The organism is Myxococcota bacterium (assembly GCA_041389495.1).
Classification (GTDB): Bacteria; Myxococcota_A; UBA9160; order UBA9160; family UBA4427; genus JAWKRT01.
Genome location: JAWKRT010000005.1, coordinates 269,212 through 286,638, shown reverse-complemented (window position 1 = coordinate 286,638; position 17,427 = coordinate 269,212). Strand labels below are relative to the sequence as shown.

The following is a 17,427-nucleotide window of genomic DNA, read 5'->3' as shown; positions in this document are numbered from 1 at the left end:
AAGTGTCGGGAATCCACACGGTTGGGCCGAAAGATGCAGCTCTAGGCGAAGACGTGCCGAGCTGCTACATCCGGGCACGGCGATTGCTCCTATGGGGGGGAGCAAGTCGCTGTCACCACAACCAGGAGGTGGTCTTGATGCGCTCCAGTGCATGGACTCGTGCGCGAGTCCTCGGAATGGGCGCGGCGGTCGCCGCGCTCGCGGTCGGCCCTGCGACCGCAGCGGATGACTCGGTGGAATCCGAGCTCCGCCAGATGCGAGAGATCGTCATGAAGCTGCAGGATCAGGTCGACCAGCAGCAGTCGCGGATCGAGGAGCAGAACAGCGTGATCCGGGGTGCCGGCCTCGAAGAGCGCAGCTCGCTCTCGGCGCTCGCATCGTTCCTCGAGAAGACGGACTTCTCGGGATCGATCGCCACGTCGTACTTCTACAACACGGACACGCCCGGAAGTGGTCCCGGCGGACCGGTCGGCTCGAACGGCGCCAACTCGGTCGCGGGCATGAACCCGTTCCACCCCGACCACAACTCGATCCAGCTGGACCAGGTCTGGCTGTCGATGTCGCGGTCGACCTCGGACGAGAGCCCGGTCGGCTTCGGGATCGACCTCGTCTACGGCGCCACGGCCGAGGTGCTCGGCACGGGCTTCGTCGGCAACGGCAACGCGCTGTACGTCGGCCAGGCCTACCTCGAGTACGAGAACAGCGGCATCAAGCTGACCGCCGGCAAGTTCTTCACGCACATCGGCTACGAAGTGGTCGACACGACGAAGAACATCAACATCACCCGCGGCTTCACGTTCAACGGCATGCAGCCGTTCGACCAGATCGGCGTGAAGCTCTCGGGCGAGGCGGGTGGCCTGAGCTGGATGGTCGGCGCGGTGAACGGCATCGCGCCCAACCAGGCGGACGTCGACGGCATCAAGGACTTCATCTGGCAGCTGGGCTACGGCACGGACATGGTGACGGTCCTGTTCAGCGGTGAGTACGGCGGCGACGCGGAGACGTTCGGCGGCGGCAACAAGGACAACGCGTACATCCTGAACGGCGTGGTCGAGATCACGCCGAGCGACGCGCTCCTCGCCTACGCGGACATCACCTACAACCGCGTCGACTTCAACCCGAACAACGCCGCCGCGAAGGACGTGAAGGCGCTCGGCATCGCCGTCGGTGCCCGTGCGGGCGTCACGGATCGCCTCGGCCTCGGCGGTCGCTTCGAGTGGGCGAGCATCGAGGACGACCTCGGTGGCGTCCACCCGCTCTCGGGTGCCACGGGCGGCCCGAACACGGAGCTCCTCTCGACGACGGGCACGATCGACTTCCTCGTGGTCGACGGCCTGACGGCGCGGGCGGAGATCCAGTGGCAGAAGGTCCTCACGACCACTGGCCTGAAGCGGATCTTCGACGACTTCGAGGACGATCAGCTCATCGTCGGCGCACAGCTCTTCTACGCCTTCTAGCGCGGAAGAACGACACCGACCGAGCGAAGGAGACGGCGTCCCGGGCCACGGCCCGGGGCGCCGTTCTCGTTTCGGGTGCTCGCCGTCAGGCGGCGTCGATCTCGCCGAGGCCACCGAACGAGCGGAGGCGACGCGCGCGTCGCGCGAGGAAGAGCAGCAGGCCGAGCGGGCCGAGCAGCCACGCGAAGAGCAGCTCGACGCGCGGGGCCACGTCGATGCGCCTCGCCTCGCGCACGATCCAGGCGCCGACGAACAGGTCGAAGCAGAGGTAGTGGACCCAGCCCGCGAGGAAGCCCGAGTCGGTGCCGAGGACGGCGCGCCACGACGCCGCCGCGAGCGGGCTCGCCGTCGACGGGCCCGCAGGGCCTGCGCCGAACGCCGCGACCACGAGACCCGCATAGAGCGCGCCGAGCGCCGCGAACACGGCGCCGTGCGAGGCCAGCCGCGCCGCCGCGCGCGAGCGCGGCGCGACGACGAACACCGCCCACCACGGCATCACGCTCGCGTTCGCGAGCGCGAACGCCAGCTCGAGCTGCGGCGGCGTCATTCGCCGGCGATCTCGACCCTGTAGTCCTCGATCACCGTGTTCGCGAGCAGCTGGTCGGCGAGCTTCGCGAGCAGCTCGCGCGCCGACGCGGCGTCCTGCGCGTCGAGCTCCACCTCGAACACCTTGCCCTGCCGCACGTCGCGCACGCCCGCGTGACCGAGCGAGCGGATCGCCTTCTGGATCGCCTGGCCCTGCGGATCGAGCACGTCGGGCTTCAGCGTCACGAGCACTCGTGCCTTCACGAGCCTTCCTCCGCGAGCGTCCGTTCGAAGATGGCGTCGACGTGGCGCAGCGCGTGGTCGAGGCTGAACGCGCGGTCGATCTCCTCCTTCGACAGGTGCTCGGTGATCGCGGCGTCCGCGAGCACGCGCTCGCGGAAGTCGCCGCCCTTCTCCCACGTCTCCATCGCGTGCCCCTGCACGAGCCGGTACGCGACCTCGCGCGTGAGCCCCTTCTCGGCCAGCGCGAGCAGCAGCGTCCCACTGAACACGAGCCCCTGCGTGAGCTCGAGGTTCGCGCGCACGCGGTCGCGGAAGACGCGAAGGCTCGCGACGAGGCCCGTCATGCGGCGGAGCATGAAGTGGAGCGCGATCGTCGCGTCGGGCAGCACGATGCGCTCGACCGACGAGTTGCTGATGTCGCGCTCGTGCCAGAGCGCCAGGTTCTCCATCGCCGCCTGCGAATGGCTGCGCACCACGCGAGCGAGGCCCGTCACCGTCTCGAAGCGCCACGGGTTTCGCTTGTGCGGCATCGCGGACGAGCCCTTCTGCGCCTTCCCGAACTCCTCCTCGACCTCGCGCACCTCGGTGCGCGCGAGGTGGCGGAACTCGACGGCCATCTGCTCGAGCGTCGAGGCGGCGATCGAGAGCGCGGCCACGAAGGCCGCGTGCCGGTCGCGCTGCACGACCTGGCTCGCAGCGGGCTCGAAGCCGATGCGCAGGCGGGCGCACACGGCTTCCTCCACCGTCGGGTCGAGGTGCGCGAAGGTGCCGACCGCGCCCGAGATCTTTCCGACCGCGGCCTCGTCGAGCGCGCGCGCGATGCGCGCGCGGGCCCGGCGCACGGCCTTCCAGAAGATCAGGAACTTGAGGCCGAACGTCGTCGGCTCGGCGTGCACGCCGTGCGTGCGGCCGACGCACGGCTCGTGCTTGAACTCGAGCGCGCGCGCCCGCAGCGCGTCGGAGAGCGCGTCGCACTCGGCGAGCAGCAGTGCACCCGCGTCGCGGATCTGCAGCGCGAGCGCCGTGTCCAGCACGTCGCTCGACGTCATCCCGTAGTGCACCCAGCGGGACTCGGGGCCGACGTGCTCCGCGACGTTCGTCGTGAACGCGATCACGTCGTGGCGGACCTCGGCCTCGATCTCCTGGATGCGCGCGACGTCGAAGCCGGCGCGCTCGCGGATGGTTCGCGCGCTCTCGGCGGGAACGACGCCGCGCTCGGCGAGCACGTCGACCACCGCGAGCTCGACGTCGAGCCAGCGGCGGTACTTGCCTTCTTCGGACCAGATCGCCGCCATCTCGGGCAGCGAATAACGATCGATCATGCTTGCGGCCTGCGCGCGCGTGGGCGGTAGGGGGAGCGGCCCGTGCCGGACGCGGGCTAGAGGCCGACTCGCAGGGTCAGGTACAGATAGCCGAGCAGCATATAGTACATGATGGGGATCGCGAGCAGGGGCGAGTCGATGCGGTCGAGCACGCCGCCCATGCCGGGCAGCAGCCCGCCCGCGTCCTTGCGCGCCGCGTCGCGCTTGAGCATCGACTCGAGCAGGTCGCCGACGATGCCCGCGACCGAGAGCGCGAACGCGAAGGGCAGCACGAGCCGCCACTCGAAGGCGGCGGAGAGCGCGGGCCACTGCCAGTCGAAGAGCGCCTTCGCCGCCGTCCCGATCACGCAGCCCGCGATCACGCCGCCGAGCGCGCCCTCGACCGTCTTCCCGGGGCTGATCTTGGGAGCGAGCTTGCGCCGACCGTAGGCGCGCCCCGCGAAGTAGGCCCCGGCGTCGCACCCGACGACGACCGACAGCACGAACATCATGAAGAAGATGCCCGAGTCCGGGTGGAGGCCGAGCAGCAGCAGCTCGTCGAAGCCGTACTTCGCGTTCGCGACGTCGAAGAAGTTGCGCAGCACGATCGCGTGCGCGAGCAGCCACGCCACGTAGAAGACGCCGAAGAACGTGCCCGAGATGGACGCGAGCGACTCCTGGATCTGCGCCTTGCGCAGCTGCGCCACCATCAGCCCGAGCAGCGACGCCGTCAGCAGGATGGTCGCGTGGTACTCGTTGCCGACGTAGGCGACGACGCACAGCGCGGCTCCGAACGCGACGCCGAGCACGTCGAGCGGCAGCGCGCCCTTGTCCTCGATCAGCCGGTAGAACTCGCGCTGCCCGATGGCGACGAACAGCATCACCGTCGCGAGATAGGCGAGCCCGCCGAGCACGACGATGTAGAGCACGAGCGGGATGAGCACGGCGGCGGTGAGCAGCCGCCGCGCGAGCTCGCTCATGCCGCGCTTCGCCGGCTCGGCCGGGAGGGGCGTCGCCGGCTTCGGGTGATAGGGCTCGCGCGCCGCCGGGCGCCGCGCGGTGCCCCGCCCGCCCTCGAGCGGCAGCTCGGGAGAGGGCCGCTCCTCGCGCCCGCCCGCGACGGCTTCGTCGGACTCGCTCACCGGCCCCCCACCCGCGACGGTTCCACCGCCGCGCGAACGTAGCAGCGCGCGCCGCTCAGCTGCCGCGGCCCGTGTGGCCGAAGCCGCCCTCGCCGCGCGGCGTCGCGTCGAGCTCCTCGACCTCCTCGAAGGCGACGCGCACGACCGGCGCCACGACGAGCTGCGCGATCCGGTCGCCGCGCGCGAGCGCGAACACGTCGCGCCCCGCGTTCCACAGGATCACCTGGAGCTCGCCGCGATAGTCCGCGTCGATCGTGCCGGGTGTGTTCGGGAGCGCGATGCCGTGGCGAAGGGCGAGGCCGCTGCGCGGGCGCACCTGCGCCTCGAAGCCCTCGGGCAGCGCGATCGCGAAGCCCGTCGGCACGAGCACGCGATCGCCGGGAGCGAGCTTCCACTCGCTCCCGGCCGGGATCGCCGCACACAGGTCGCAGCCCGCCGCGCCCGCGGTCGCGGGAGCGGGAAGGGGCAGGCCCGCGCCGTGCGGGAGGCGCCGGATGCGCACGCCGACCGCCGCAGCCATCGAGCGGCCCCGTCCCGCGCGACTCGCCGCTCAGGCCTCGCCGGCGCCGTTCTCGGCGTCGGCGAGCGCCTCCTTGCGCGACAGCCGGATGCGGCCGGAGGGGTCGATGTCGATGCACTTCACGAGCACCTCGTCGCCCTCCTCCACCACGTCCGTCACGCGCTCGACGCGGCCCACGGCGAGGTGGCTGATGTGGATCAGCCCGTCCGTGCCCGGGAAGATCTCGGCGAAGGCGCCGAAGTCCGTGATGCGCTTGACCTTGGCCATGTAGAGGCGCCCGATCTCGGCCTCCTGCGTCAGCTCCTCGACCATCGCCTGCGCGCGCGAGACGCTCTCGGCATCCGGCCCGAAGATCTGGCAGCGGCCCGAGTCCTCGATGTCGATCTTGGCGCCCGTCGTCTCCTGGATCGCGCGGATCACCTTGCCGCCTGGCCCGATGACGTCGCGGATGCGATCGGGCTTGATCCAGATCACCTCCATGCGCGGCGCGAACTCGTGCAGCGCGGTGCGCGGCGCGAGGTCGCCGAGCTCGCCGGCCGTGTCCTTCCGCATGCAGTCGAGGATGTGCATGCGGCCCTCGCGCGCCTGCGCGAGCGCGCGCCGCATCACGTCCCAGTCGACCTCCGGGATCTTGATGTCCATCTGCAGCGCGGTGATGCCCTCGGGCGTCCCGGCGACCTTGAAGTCCATGTCGCCGAGGTGGTCCTCGTCGCCGAGGATGTCCGAGAGGATCGCGACGCGGCTCCCGTCCTGGATGAGCCCCATCGCGATGCCCGCCACGGGCGCCGTGATCGGCACGCCCGCGTCGAGCAGCGACAGGCACCCACCGCAGATCGTCGCCATCGACGACGAGCCGTTCGACTCGAGCGTCTCCGACACGATCCGGATCGTGTACGGGAAGTCCTCGTGCGGCGGCATCACGGCCGACAGCGCGCGCTCGGCCAGGTTGCCGTGGCCGACCTCGCGCCGTCCCGGGCCGCGGTTCGGGCGCGCCTCGCCCACCGAGAAGCCCGGGAAGTTGTAGTGCAGGAAGAAGTTCTTCTTGTAGCGGCGCAGCATGGCGTCGATCGTCTGCTCGTCGCCGCCGCTGCCGAGCGTCGTCGAGACCATCGCCTGCGTCTCGCCGCGCGTGAACAGCGCGACGCCGTGCGGCCGCGGGACGACGCGCACCTCGCACGCGATCGGCCGGATCTCGTCGCTCTTGCGACCGTCGATGCGGACGCCGTCGCCGAGCACGCGCTCGCGCATCAGCTCGCTGCGCAGGTCGTGCAGGATCTCCTTCACGTCCCCTTCGAGCTGCGCGAGGCCCTGGCGGCGCGCCTCGACCGCCTCGAGGCTGTCGAGCGCCACCTTCTCCTGGCGGTAGCTCGAGACGAAGCCGGCGACGACCTCCTTCTCGATCGCCGAGATGGCCGAATAGCGTTCGTGCTTGTCCTTGATGCGGACCGCCTCGTCGAGGCGCTCGGCCGCCTGGCGGCGGACGTCCGCCGCGAGCGCGCTCGTGTCGCGCACCGCCGCGAGCGGGAGCTTCGGCTTGCCGGCCTTGCTACGGAGCTCGTCGATCGCCTCGATGATGGGCTGGATGCCGCGGTGGCCCCACTCGAGCGCCGCGAGCATCTCGGCCTCCGGCACGATCTGCGCCTCGCCCTCGACCATCACGAGCGCGCCGCGGTTGCCCGCGACGATGATCTCGAGGTCGCTCTCCTCGAGCTGCTCGGGCGTCGGGTTCGCGACGAACTCGCCGCCGACGCGACCGACGCGCAGCGCGGCGATCGGCCCCTCGAACGGGATCTCCGAGATGTGCAGCGCCGCCGACGCGCCGACGAAGGCCGCGACGTCCGGGCTCGCGTCCTCGCTCGCCGACAGCACGGTGCACGTGATCTGCGTGTCGTTGCGATAGCCGCTCGGGAAGAGCGGGCGGATGGAGCGGTCGATGAAGCGCGAGACGAGCACCTCGCGATCCGAGAGCCGCGCCTCGCGGCGGAAGAACGAGCCGGGGATCTTGCCCGACGCGGCGTACTTCTCGATGAAGTCGACCGTCAGCGGGAAGAAGTCGATGCCCGGGCGCGGCGCGGCGTGCGTCGCCGTGACGAGCACGACCGTGTCGCCGTACGTGACGAGCGCGCTTCCCTGGGCCTGCTTGGCGATCTTCCCGGTGGAGATCGTCATGGTGGTGCCGCCGACTTCCAGCGACACCGACGTGGGTTCGAACCAATAAGGCATGTACGTGATTCCTCTCCTCCCCGTTCGCGTCGCGACGGAGGGAGCTCGTTGGGACACCCGGAGCTGCGTGGGGGATGGGAGGAATGCGGGACTGCTCATGAGCGGAGCGTCGTCGGAGGGTCGCGCGCTCGGCGCATGACCACTCCCGCATTCCAGCGGCGAAGTCCACCGCCGGCGCGAGCGCGCGGCGGAGGAGGAAGGGTGCGCCGGACTCTCCGGCGCGGGCCCACACCTCCTGCGGGCCCGTTCGATCGTCGCGAATCCCCGACCGCTCTCCGTCGCCGGGGCGAGCCCCGGCGCCGCTTCGCCGAGCGGATCGGTCGCACGCACCTGCGTGCAAGCTTCTGGCTTCGGGTTCCTGTTTTCGTTTCTGGCGGCCGGACTGTACCCGAGCCCGCGCGCGCGCGCAGCGTGCGCGGCGAAGGGCGGGAGATCCGGGGGGCCGCGGGAGGCGCGGCGCCTAGCGACGGAGGCCGAGCTCGTCGATCAGCTGGCGGTAGCGGCCGGCGTCCTTGCCCGCGAGGTAGTCGAGCAGGCGGCGGCGGCGGCTCACGAGCTTGAGCAGCCCGCGGCGCGAGTGGTGATCCTTCGCGTGCGTCCGGAAGTGCTCCTGGAGCTCGGTGATCCGCTGCGTGAGGAGCGCGACCTGGACCTCGGGCGAGCCCGTGTCCGTCTCGTGCTTGCGGTGCTTCTCGATCGTCGTGGCCTTCGCTTCGCCGCTGATCAACGCTCGCCCCTGCCCGGATCGCCATGCCCGAAGGATCGGGATCGGAATCGGAGGATGGATTGGAGGGGCGGGACGGCCGCGCGCCGATGCGCCGCGACGATCCGGCCCCCGAAGAGCGGCGGATTCTTGCAGAGCGCCCCGGGCGCCGCAACGGCCGGGCGCGCTCCGCCCGGCCCGCCCTCAGCCCTCGCCCGCCAGGACTCGCAGCGGCCACAGCCGCCGGTCGGGTCGCAGCTCGAGGATGGCCAGCAGCTCGCCCCGCGTGTCGAAGGCCACGACGCGGTCGCCGGGCGCGATGCGGAGCACGGTCCCGGGCGCGATGTCCGCCCCGTGGAGGAGGCGCCGCTCGCCCTCGGCCGAGACGCGCAGGGTCGGCAGCGACAGCGCCTTCTCGGGCGACACCAGGAGGGTGTCCAGCTCGCCCGCGTCGGCCGCGGCCGCGAGCTGCTCCGTCGTGACGGCGTCGGCCACCGTGAAGGGGCCGCTCCGCGTGCGGCGCAGGCTCCGCAGGTGCGCGCCGCACCCGAGCACGCGCCCGACGTCGGCCGCGAGCGTGCGCACGTACGTGCCGGCCGAGCACTCGACGAGCAGCTCGAACTCGTGCGCATCGCCGTCGAAGCGCACGAGCTCGAGCCGGTGGATGGTCACGCGCTTCGGCTCGCGCTCGACCTCCTCGCCCTTGCGCGCGAGCTTGTGCAGCGGCACGCCGCCCTTCTTCACCGCGCTGAACATCGGCGGAATCTGGTCGATCGGCCCGACGAAGCGCGCGAGCGCCGCGCGCACCGCGGCCTCGTCCGGGAACGGACCGTCGTGGCGGCGCACCACCTCGCCGTCGGCGTCGAGCGTGTCCGTCTCGACGCCGAGCGCGACGACGCCGACGTAGCCCTTGTCCGTGTCCGCGACGTACGGCACGAGCTTCGTCGCGGCGCGCACCGCGAGCGGGAGCACGCCGGTCGCCTGCGGGTCGAGCGTGCCGAGATGCCCGACGCGCCGCGTGCCGAGCCAGCGGCGCGCCTGGTCGACGACGTCGTGCGACGTCACGCCCGCCGGCTTGTCGACCACGAGGAAGCCCGCGGGCCCCGGTCGCTCGTTGCGTCGTCGCCTATTCGCCATCGTTCACCCTGCGGATCAGGTCGAGCGTGCGCGCGCCGAGCTCGAGCGACGCGTCGCGCCGGAACTCGAGCGCCGGCACGCGTCGCAGGTCGACCTCCTGCGAGAGCCGGCGGCGCAGGAAGGCGGCGGCGTGCGCCAGCGCCTCGCCCGCGCCGTCGATGCGCTCGGCCGAGGCGGCGTCGTCGGGCCCCTCCGCCTTGCGATCGAACGCGCTCCAGTACACGAGCGCCTGCGAGAGGTCGGGCGCGACGTCGACGCGCGTGAGCGTGATGGTGAGCGGCGCGAGCCGCGGGTCGGCGAGCTCCTCGCGCAGCAGCTGCGCGAGCACGGCGCGCAGCTGCTCGCCGATGCGCTCGGTGCGCCGCGTCACTCGCGTCCTCCTGCTCCGCCGCCGTCGCCGTCGTCGTCTTCGTCGTCGCGGCCGCCGCCGACGGCGACGCCGAACATCGCGCGGACGGCCGCGTCGTCGTCCTCGTCCCAGTCGTCGTGCCCGCCGCGGCCGCCGCCCGACGGCTCCTCGGGCAGCTCGACGATCTGCACCTCCGCCGCGACGACCTCGGCGAGGTGGAGATCCTCGATGAACGAGACCGCCTTCTCGAGCTCGCTGCGCACGATGCGCTCGGCCGAGCCGGCGATCGCGAGCGCGATCACCGCGCGCTGCCAGGTGTCCTGGCCCCCGACCTCCGCGACCGATGCGTTGAACCGGTTGCGCACGCGGCGCTTCACGGACTGCACGACGCCGCGCTTGCTCTTGAGCGACTGCGAGTCGTGGACGTGCAGCTCGACGAGCGCGGCGCCGAGGATCATCGCGCGCTCACAGCTCGGGGGCGTGCTCCTCGAGCTCGTAGGCCTCGATCACGTCGCCGACCTTGATGTCGTTGTAGCCCTCGATGCCGATGCCGCACTCGAAGCCCGTCTGCACCTCGCGCGCGTCGTCCTTGAAGCGGCGCAGCGAGCCGATCTTCCCGTCGTAGATCTGCACGCCGTCGCGCACGAGCCGCGCCTTCGCGTTGCGGCGCATGAGGCCCTCGGTGACGTACGAGCCGGCGATCGTGCCGATCTTCGGAATGGTGAACGGCTGCCGGACCTCGGCGCGACCGAGCATCACCTCCTTGATCGTCGGCGGGAGCAGGCCGGCCATCGCGGCCCGCACCTCGTCGAGGAGCTCGTAGATGATCTGGTAGACGCGCACGTCGACGCCCTGCGACTCGGCCGCGCGGCGCGCGGCGGTGTCGGGCCGCACGTTGAAGCCGACGATGATCGCGCCGCTCGCCTTCGCGAGGTTCACGTCGCTCTCGCCCGGCGCACCGACGCCGGACGCGATCACCTTGAGCTTCACGCGCTCCGTCGAGAGCTTCTCGAGCGCGTCGCGCACGGCCTCGCAGGTGCCGTGGACGTCGGCCTTCAGCACGACGGCGAGCTCCTTCGTCTCGTCGTCGCCCTGCTGCGCGAAGAAGTCCTCGAGGCTCACGATGGGGCGCGTCTGCGTGCCGGCCGCGGCGCCGCGCGCCTGGTCGAGGCGGTGCTCGATCACCTGCTTCGCGGCGCGCTCGTTCTCGACGACGTCGAGCCGCGCGCCGGCCTCGGGCACACCCGAGAGGCCCTGGAGCTGCACCGGCACCGACGGGCCGGCCTCGTTCACGCGGTCGCCGCGATCGTTCTCCATCATGCGGACGCGGCCCCACTCCGTGCCGACGACGACGATGTCGCCACGCGAGAGCGTGCCGTCCTGCACGAGCACGGTCGCCACCGGACCGCGCCCCTTGTCGAGCTCGGCCTCGAGCACGACGCCGCGCGCGCGCCGCGTCGGGTCGGACGTGAGCTCGAGCACCTCGGACTGGATCGCGATCATCTCGAGCAGCTGGTCGAGCCCCTCGCCCTTCAGCGCCGAGACGTTCACGCAGATGACGTCGCCGCCGAACTCCTCGGGGATGAGGTCGTGCTCCATCAGCTTGCGGCGCGTGAGCTGCGGGTCGGCACCCGGGAGGTCGCACTTGTTCACCGCCACGACGATCGGGCAGCCGGCGGCCTTCGCGTGCTGGATGGCCTCGACCGTCTGCGGCATCACGCCCTCGCTCGCGGCGACGACGAGGATCACGATGTCCGTGACCTGCGCGCCGCGCGCGCGCATCTCGGTGAACGCCGCGTGGCCGGGCGTGTCGATGAACGTGAGGACCTTGTCGCCCGCCTGCGCCTGGTAGGCGCCGATGTGCTGCGTGATCCCACCGGCCTCGCCGGAGACGACGGACGTCTTGCGGATCGCGTCGAGCAGCGACGTCTTGCCGTGGTCGACGTGGCCCATCACCGTGATCACCGGCGGACGCGGCACGCGCTCGCCCGCGTCCTCGTCGCTCGCGACCGGTGCGACGTCGATGAACTCCTCTTCCTTGAAGCCCGTGTCCTGGACCTCGAAGTCGAGGTCGACCGCGAGCAGCTCGACGGTGCCGACGTCGATCGTCTGGTTGACCGACACCATCTTGCCCGCGGCCATCAGCTTGCCCTGGAGCTGCGCGGCCTTCGCGCCCAGCTGCTTGGCGAGCTCGGCGACCGAGATCTCGCCGGGCACGCGCACGATGCGCTTCTGCTCGGCGGCGGGCTTCGCGGCCGCGCGCGCGGCGGGCGCGTCGCGGCGCTTGCGCCGCGGGCTCTGCAGCGTGCGGGTGTCGACCGGCGGCGGCGGGCGCCGCACGGTGCCGCGGCTCGTCACCTGCCGCGCGATCTGCTCCTGCTCGCGCAGGTTCACGACCTCGCGCACGCGCTTGCGCTGCTTGCCGCGCTTCGCGTCGTCCGGCGCGGACGTGGCGGGCGCGGGGCGCGGACCGACGGGGCCGTCGTCGTCGCGCGGCGCCACGCGGGGCGCATCGGGCGCGGACTCCGGCTCGGCGGCAGCGGGCTGCACCTCGGGCTCGGCGGCCGCGGCCGCCTCCTCGAGCTCCGGCTCCGGTTCGGGCTCGGCGACGAGCGGCTCCGCGGTCGCGGCCGGCGCGACCTCGGCGACGGGCTCCGGCTCGGGCGCCGGCGCCTCCTCCTCGACCACCTTCTTGCGGCGCCGGATGATCGCGCCACCCGACCCGGCGACGACGCGCGTCTCCTTGAAGTCGGACTTCGAGGCGCCGCCGAGCTTCTCGCGCAGCTCGGCTTCCTGGTCCGGCTCGAGCGCGGCCATCGCGTTCTTGAGCTCGACGCCGACCGCGGCCGCCTTCTCGACGATGTCGTTGCGGTCGATTCCGAGCTCTTCCGCGAGCTTGTAGGCTCTGATCTTCGCCATACGCCTTCTTGCGTGTCCGCCCGGCGCTCGCGGCGCCCTCGGTTCGGTTCCCGGACTCAGCGCGACTCGGTCGCCCCGTCTCCGCTCTCGCCGCCCGCCCCCTCGGCGGCCGGCGCGGCCGCAGCCTCGTTCGCGACCTCGCTCGCGACTGCGGCCGCCGCGGCGGCGAACGCGGCCTTCTCCGCCGCCTCCGCCTCGAGCCGCGCGCGCTCCTCTTCCTCGCGCTTCTGCACCGCGAGCTCGGCGGCGCGCGCCTTCACGCGCGCGACACCGGCCGGGTCGATGCCGGGCAGCGAGAGCAGGAGCTCCGACGGGCACTCCGCGAGGTCCTCGAGCGACGTCACGCCCTGCTGCAGCAGCAGCTCGGCCTCGGGCTCGCCCCAGCCGTCGACGACCGACACGGCCTCGGCGAGCCAGCCCGCGATCTCGCGCATCTTCGACTCGCTCTTGATGTCGATGCGCCAGCCGGTGAGCTGCACGGCGAGCCGCACGTTCTGGCCGCGGCGGCCGATCGCCAGCGAGAGCTGGTCGTCCGGCACGATCACGTCCATCGAGCCGTTCGCCTCGTCGATGATGACCTTCGACACCTGCGCGGGCGAGAGCGCGCTGCAGACATAACGAGCCGGGTCGGGGCTCCACGGCACGATGTCGATGCGCTCGCCGCGCAGCTCCTGCACGACGGCCTGCACGCGGCTGCCCTTCATGCCGACGCACGCGCCGACCGGGTCGACGTCGTGGTCGCGCGACGCGACCGCGATCTTCGAGCGACCGCCGGGCTCGCGCGCGGCCGACTCGATCGTCACGATCTTCTCGTACATCTCGGGCACTTCCTGCTCGAACAGCTTCGTCAGCATCTCGATGCAGGCGCGCGACAGCACGATCTGCGGGCCCTTCGTCGCCTTGTTGACGTCGACGACGTAGGCGCGGATGCGGTCGCCCGGCCGGTACGTCTCGCGCGGCACCTGCTCCTTCGGCGGCAGGATCGCCTCGGCCCGGCCGAGGTCGACGATCAGCGAGCCCTTCTCGAAGCGGCGGACGATGCCGTTCACGACCTCGCCCTTGCGATCGATGTACTCGCCGTAGACGTTCTCGCGCTCCGCGTCGCGGATGCGCTGGATGATCACCTGCTTCGCGGTCTGCGCGAGGATGCGACCGAAGTCCGACGTATCCATGCGCACGCCGATCTCGTCGCCCTCCTCGGCCTCGGGGTCGAGCTCGTGCGCGGCGCGCAGCGAGATCTGGGTCTCGGGGTCGGTCACGTCCTCGACGACGGTGCGGAACTCGTAGAGCTCGATCTCCGCGGTCTCCTCGTTGAAGCGCGCGTCGATCTCCTTGTCCTGGCCGTAGCGCCGGCGGGCCGCCTGCTTCATCGCTTCTTCGAGCGCCGAGACGATCTCCTCGGCCTCGATGCCCTTGTCCTTCGCGATCTGGTCGATCTCGCGGCGCAGCGTGGAGACCTGCATCTCACTTCCCCTCGGAGTCGGTCGCCGGGCGACGACTCGGGACTTCTCACTCGGTTTTCGCGCGGTCCTTGAAATCCGCGCTCGTGAACTCGTAGACGGTGTTCGCCTTCTCGATCTCGTCGAACGGGACGGCGAACACCGTGCCGTCCACCTCGACCTGCGCCGTCGCGTCCGCGAACCCGATCAGCACCCCTCGATACCGGCGGCGCCCGTCGAGCGGGCGTCGCGTCTGCAGCTTGACGACGCTGCGCGCCGCGGCCGCCGCCTCGAAATCCTTCTCGCGACCGAGCACCCGATCGAGCCCGGGCGACGTGAGCTCGAGCCGGTACGAGCCGCTCATCCAGTCCGCCGCGTCGAGCACCGTGCCGATCTCGCGCGAGAGCTCGGCGAGTGCACCGATCGGAACCCGCCCGTCGCCGCTCTCGCTGTCGACGACGATGCGCAGCAGGCCCGGGTGGCCGCGCTGCACGTCGACGTCGACGAGCTCGCAGCGGTGATCGACGACCACGGGCTCGATCAACGCCTTCAGCTCGGCGGGGATGTCGCGGTACACCTCCTCTTCTCCGTGCGCTCCGTGCGCTCCGTGCGCTCCGCGCGCGTGCGCGCTCCCGACCGCTGCACCCTGTCGCGCGGCGCGCGCGCGCCGGCGACCCGTCTTCCGTCTCTGCTCGGGAGCGTCCCCCGAAAACAAAAAAAGCGGACGAGGGCGCCCACTTTCCGAACCGGCTCGGACTCCGGTGCGCGCGATGCCGTTCCGCGCGGCCGGAGCCGGGAGACGCCCCCTCGCCCGCCGGCCGGAGCCGCGCGTGCGCGGATGCGCCATCCACCCGCTAAGGGCGCGCAACTTATAGAAAAGGAGCTCGCGTGGCAAACGCGGTGCGCGAGCCGCGGGCGGCGTCGGCCCGGCCCGGGTCGGCGAGCCCGCCCGCTCAGCGCCGGCGCAGCTCGAGCGTGCCCACCAGGTCGGCCGAGCGCGCGACCCCGCGCTCCGCGCACCAGGCCTCGACGCCGTCGACGATCTCGCCCGCGACGCCCGGGTCCAGGTAGGTCGCGGTGCCGACCTGGACGGCGCTCGCTCCGCACATCAGGAACTTGATCGCGTCCTCGGCGCTGCGGATGCCGCCGATCCCGCAGACCGGGATCGAGACCGCCTGCGCCGCCTGCCACGTCATTCGCAGCGCGATCGGGAGGATGGCGGGGCCCGAGAGCCCGCCGAGCCCGTTCGCGAGCACGGGGCGCCGCGTCTCGACGTCGACGTCGAGCGCCTGGACGGAGTTGATGAGCGACACCGCGTCGGCGCCCTCGCCCTCGGCGACGCGCGCCATCTCGGCGATGCTCGTGACGTTCGGCGAGAGCTTGACCCACAACGGCGCGTCCGTGGCCGCCCGCGCGGCGCGCACGAGCTCGCCGAGCACCCGCGGGCTCTGCCCGAACTCGATCCCGCCCTCCTTCACGTGCGGACAGGAGGCGTTGATCTCGACCGCGACCACCTTGTCCGCCCCGCGCAGCCGCCGGCACACCTCGGCGTAGTCGTCGATCGCGGTGCCGAACGCGCTCGCCACGACGGCCGTGCCGTCCGGCAGCGCGGGCAGCTTCTCGGCGAGGAACGCGTCGACGCCCACGTTCTCGAGGCTGATCGCGTTCAGCATGCCGGCCCGGGCCTCCGCGATCCGCGGCGGCGGGTTCCCGACGCGCGGCGCGATCGTCAGGCTCTTCGCGACGACGGCGCCGAGGCGGCGCGGGTCGAGGAAGGGCGCGAGCTCGCTGCCGTAGCCGAACGTGCCGGAGGCCGTGAGCACCGGGTTGCGCAGCACCACGCGGCCGAGCCGCGCGGTCAGGTCGACGCGCTCCGACGCGCTCCCGCGCGCGCTCACGGCAGGCCGTCCCAGGCGACGTCGTCCGCATCGAATACGGGCCCGCGCCGGCACACGAGCGCGTAGCCGCCCGCGCGCACCGGCGCCGCGCAGCCGAGGCACACGCCGACGCCGCACGCCATGCGGTTCTCGAGCGACACGATGCAGCCGCATCCGTGCGCGGCCGCGACGTCCGCGGCGGCGCGCATCATCGGGGTCGGGCCGCACGCGTAGACGAGCGCGCCGCGCGCAGTGTCCTCGGCGAGCGCCGCGTCGAGAAGCGCCGTGACGAGGCCGCGCGCGCCCGCGCTCCCGTCCTCGGTCGCTATGCGCACGTCGACGCCGAGCGCCTCGAAGTCGGCGACGGCCATCAGGTCGCCCGCGCTGCGCGCGCCGAGCAGCACGGCGACGCGCGCGCCGCTCGCGGCGCGCGCGCGCGACGCGAGCTCGTACAGCGACGCGATGCCCGTTCCGCCGCCGACGAGCAGCGCGGCCTGCCCGGCCTCCGGAAGCGGGAACGGCCGCCCGAGCGGCCCGACGACCCGCACGCGCTCGCCCGGACGCGCGTCGGCGAGCAGCGCCGTCCCACGCCCGTGGACCTTGTAGAGGATCTCGACCTCGCCGCCGCCGGCCCCGGGCTCCGCGCGGTAGATCGCCATGGGGCGCGGCAGCAGCGGGTCGCAGCGCTCGGCGCTCCCGATCGCCCCCGGCGAGACCATCGCGAACTGACCCGGGGCGAAGCCCGCGAAGCCCGGCCACTGCACGCGCAGCCGATGGCTCGCCGCCCCCGCTCCCGCGCCTTCGCGCTCGTTCGCGAGCACGCGCGCGAGCGCGCGCAGCGGCAGCGCCGCGGCGTCGGTGCGACTCGGGAACGGCGAGGACGGGGGATGCGACAACTCGGGCTCCGCGCGTGCGGCGGTCAGGGCGACTCTGCATCCCGGCGGAGCACGAGCGCATCCTCGCCGTCGCGGTAATAGCGTGCCCGCCGACCCGCGACCACGAAGCCGCGCGACGCGTAGAGCGCCGTCGCCGGCGCGTTCGACGCGCGCACCTCGAGCAGCACGTGCGAGCGCCGGCGCGCGGCCTCGGCGAGGAGCGCGTCGACGAGCGCCGCGGCGAGGCCGCGGCGGCGCGCGTCCGGGCGCACCGCCAGCCAGCGCAGCTCGATCTCGCCCGCGCGGCCGGCCGCCGTCGCGCCCGCGGCGGCCGCGGCCAGCACGCGCGCGACGAGGCCCGCGCGCGCGGCGGCGGCCGGGTCGGACTCGCGCGCGATCCACGCGAGCGCCCCGCCGTCCGCGAGCTCCTCCCGGAACGACGGCTCGCTCCAGCCCGGCCAGCCGCCGGGCTGCGCGCGCGCCGCGAGCGCCGCGAGCGCGCGCGCGTCCGTCGCCGTCGCGCGCGCCGGAAGCGCCGGATTCCGCTGCTCTCCCATCCGCTCCGCCCTCCTGCGACGCGCGCTCGCCGCGCCCGCGCCCGCCCGGGCGCACGCGTCCGGCGGCCTTCGCCAACCGCTCGCAATCGCGCGCCCGACGGCCGCGCGCCTGCCGCTCGGTTGCGTCAAGGCGAGCGGCTCTCCCGCCGATGCGCACCCG

Annotated in this window: 17 protein-coding genes; 1 reads left to right on the top strand and 16 read right to left on the bottom strand. The window is 72.7% G+C overall.

Going from position 1 to position 17,427, the window contains the following annotated elements; all coding sequences use genetic code 11:
* Window positions 1-233: 233 nt before the first annotated feature.
* Window positions 234-1,457, top strand: a complete 1,224-nt coding sequence (locus R3E88_21075) for an outer membrane beta-barrel protein (GenBank protein ID MEZ4218972.1) — start codon at window positions 234-236, stop codon at window positions 1,455-1,457.
* Between the two features lie 85 nt (window positions 1,458-1,542).
* Here the strand turns inward: R3E88_21075 and R3E88_21070 are convergent, their stop codons facing one another.
* The 16 genes from R3E88_21070 to R3E88_20995 form a co-directional block, all read right to left on the bottom strand.
* The gene (locus R3E88_21070; protein MEZ4218971.1) at window positions 1,543-2,004 is read right to left on the bottom strand and encodes an ABA4-like family protein; all 462 of its coding nucleotides are present in this window, start codon (window positions 2,002-2,004) and stop codon (window positions 1,543-1,545) included.
* On the bottom strand, window positions 2,001-2,246 hold the full coding sequence (purS, locus tag R3E88_21065; protein ID MEZ4218970.1) for a phosphoribosylformylglycinamidine synthase subunit PurS: 246 nt from the start codon (window positions 2,244-2,246) through the stop codon (window positions 2,001-2,003). The genes R3E88_21070 and purS overlap by 4 nt, the downstream gene beginning before the upstream one ends.
* A complete protein-coding gene (purB, locus tag R3E88_21060; protein ID MEZ4218969.1) occupies window positions 2,243-3,547 on the bottom strand; it encodes an adenylosuccinate lyase in 1,305 nt (434 codons plus the stop codon). Before purB ends, purS begins: the two co-directional genes overlap by 4 nt.
* Window positions 3,548-3,603: 56 nt before the next feature.
* Window positions 3,604-4,668: a phosphatidate cytidylyltransferase gene (locus tag R3E88_21055; protein MEZ4218968.1), complete on the bottom strand. Its 1,065-nt coding sequence runs from the start codon at window positions 4,666-4,668 to the stop codon at window positions 3,604-3,606.
* Window positions 4,669-4,723: 55 nt separating this feature from the next.
* Window positions 4,724-5,188, bottom strand: a complete 465-nt coding sequence (gene dut, locus R3E88_21050; GenBank protein ID MEZ4218967.1) for a dUTP diphosphatase — start codon at window positions 5,186-5,188, stop codon at window positions 4,724-4,726.
* A gap of 30 nt (window positions 5,189-5,218) precedes the next feature.
* Window positions 5,219-7,411 (bottom strand): polyribonucleotide nucleotidyltransferase, encoded by a 2,193-nt coding sequence (pnp, locus tag R3E88_21045; GenBank protein ID MEZ4218966.1) that lies wholly within the window; start codon window positions 7,409-7,411, stop codon window positions 5,219-5,221.
* A gap of 460 nt (window positions 7,412-7,871) precedes the next feature.
* On the bottom strand, window positions 7,872-8,138 hold the full coding sequence (gene rpsO / locus R3E88_21040; protein ID MEZ4218965.1) for a 30S ribosomal protein S15: 267 nt from the start codon (window positions 8,136-8,138) through the stop codon (window positions 7,872-7,874).
* 180 nt (window positions 8,139-8,318) lie between these two features.
* Entirely contained in the window at window positions 8,319-9,251 is a 933-nt protein-coding gene (gene truB / locus R3E88_21035) for a tRNA pseudouridine(55) synthase TruB (GenBank protein MEZ4218964.1), read from the bottom strand.
* The gene (gene rbfA / locus R3E88_21030) at window positions 9,241-9,621 is read right to left on the bottom strand and encodes a 30S ribosome-binding factor RbfA (GenBank protein ID MEZ4218963.1); all 381 of its coding nucleotides are present in this window, start codon (window positions 9,619-9,621) and stop codon (window positions 9,241-9,243) included. The genes truB and rbfA overlap by 11 nt, the downstream gene beginning before the upstream one ends.
* On the bottom strand, window positions 9,618-10,058 hold the full coding sequence (locus tag R3E88_21025) for a DUF503 domain-containing protein (protein ID MEZ4218962.1): 441 nt from the start codon (window positions 10,056-10,058) through the stop codon (window positions 9,618-9,620). Before R3E88_21025 ends, rbfA begins: the two co-directional genes overlap by 4 nt.
* A 7-nt stretch (window positions 10,059-10,065) precedes the next feature.
* On the bottom strand, window positions 10,066-12,519 hold the full coding sequence (gene infB, locus R3E88_21020) for a translation initiation factor IF-2 (GenBank protein MEZ4218961.1): 2,454 nt from the start codon (window positions 12,517-12,519) through the stop codon (window positions 10,066-10,068).
* A gap of 56 nt (window positions 12,520-12,575) precedes the next feature.
* Window positions 12,576-13,982 carry a transcription termination factor NusA gene (gene nusA, locus R3E88_21015; GenBank protein MEZ4218960.1) on the bottom strand — a complete coding sequence of 469 codons (1,407 nt, stop codon included), beginning with the start codon at window positions 13,980-13,982 and terminating at the stop codon, window positions 12,576-12,578.
* A gap of 46 nt (window positions 13,983-14,028) precedes the next feature.
* Window positions 14,029-14,535: a ribosome maturation factor RimP gene (rimP, locus tag R3E88_21010; GenBank protein MEZ4218959.1), complete on the bottom strand. Its 507-nt coding sequence runs from the start codon at window positions 14,533-14,535 to the stop codon at window positions 14,029-14,031.
* Between the two features lie 376 nt (window positions 14,536-14,911).
* Window positions 14,912-15,856: a dihydroorotate dehydrogenase gene (locus R3E88_21005; protein MEZ4218958.1), complete on the bottom strand. Its 945-nt coding sequence runs from the start codon at window positions 15,854-15,856 to the stop codon at window positions 14,912-14,914.
* Window positions 15,853-16,731, bottom strand: coding sequence for a dihydroorotate dehydrogenase electron transfer subunit (locus R3E88_21000; protein ID MEZ4218957.1), 879 nt, complete (start codon window positions 16,729-16,731; stop codon window positions 15,853-15,855). Before R3E88_21000 ends, R3E88_21005 begins: the two co-directional genes overlap by 4 nt.
* A 23-nt stretch (window positions 16,732-16,754) precedes the next feature.
* Window positions 16,755-17,267, bottom strand: coding sequence for a GNAT family N-acetyltransferase (locus tag R3E88_20995; GenBank protein MEZ4218956.1), 513 nt, complete (start codon window positions 17,265-17,267; stop codon window positions 16,755-16,757).
* Window positions 17,268-17,427: the final 160 nt, after the last annotated feature.